We start from the raw sequence: 1,017 nt of genomic DNA on the forward strand, positions 1-1,017 counted from the left end.
TGTTTGGCGGTGAATTTCTCACCGCCATTGGCGTGAGAGTTGTACCGACATTCCGCCATCTTGGTGGTCGTTGTTCCGTCAGTCACTTCAGGTGTGTAGGAGCGGCCGGTTATCCAGCCGCCCCCCGTTGCCACTCCTGGTCCGCCAACACCCGCTGGATGTGGGCGTCCTCCACCACATCACTGTTCTTGGCCGCCGCATCGTACAGGGCTTGCAGGCAGATTTGATTGACCACCCGTGGAATTCCTCGGCTTGCTCCATAAATCAGGTGTAAAGCGCTGTCCGTAAACAATGGCGCTGCCTTTCCGGTCAGCTGAATTTGGTGACGCACGTAGTCTGCTGTCTCTTCCCTGGTCATTCCGGTCAGGTGGTACACCATCTCAATCCGTTGCGAAATGGCCTCGTATTTCTTCAACCGCAGTTTCCGCCGTAACTCCGGTTGCCCAACCAAAATCAGCGGGAACGGGGACACGGCGTCCATCCTCTGGTTTCGAACAAACCTCAACTCCTGCAACATCTCCTCGGAGATGTCCTGCGCCTCATCAATCACCACCACCCACCGTCTCTCGCCAGCAAGCCCGCCAGCCTGGACTCGTTCATTCCAGAGCTTCCTCGCCCGGTTGACGGAATAAGGACTCGCCTCCCCAAGATAGGAGAGAAGTTCTCCGTAAAACTCCCTTGGTCGCAGGCCGGGTACACAAATGTAGATGGGAAGCCATTTCATCTCGTCCAACCCGCCAATCAGCCGCCGGATGAGGGTGGATTTCCCACTGCCCACTTCACCGGTCAGTAAACCCAGTGCGTTTTGTTCAAGCACCCATTCCATCCGGGCCAAGGCTTCCCGGTGTGCGGCTGTCTCGTAAAACTCATGCCCTTCCACGTTCCGTCGAAACGGCAGCTTTTCTAATCCCCACTTCTCCTGTGGCGTCATGAGCGCTCACCATGCTTTACATCCGAAAATCGCAGCGGGGATCCCTGAGCCGCCTGCCTGCGCCGGTTGTCCGCTGCCTCGAAGAA

Annotated in this window: 1 protein-coding gene; it reads right to left on the reverse strand. The window is 57.1% G+C overall.

The features are described from left to right. Positions 1-109 precede the first annotated feature (109 nt). Complete coding sequence (locus IEX97_RS12890; protein WP_188883510.1) at positions 110-931, reverse strand: ExeA family protein; 822 nt, start codon at positions 929-931, stop codon at positions 110-112. Positions 932-1,017 lie beyond the last annotated feature (86 nt).

The sequence above is a fragment of the Paenalicyclobacillus cellulosilyticus genome (assembly GCF_014647315.1).
Lineage (GTDB): Bacteria > Bacillota > Bacilli > Alicyclobacillales > Alicyclobacillaceae > Alicyclobacillus_J > Alicyclobacillus_J cellulosilyticus.

Bases quoted from the DNA above. Each gene is read 5' to 3' on its own strand.
- IEX97_RS12890 (WP_188883510.1), bottom strand. From the start codon at position 931: ATGACGCCACAGGAGAAGTGGGGATTAGAAAAGCTGCCGTTTCGACGG.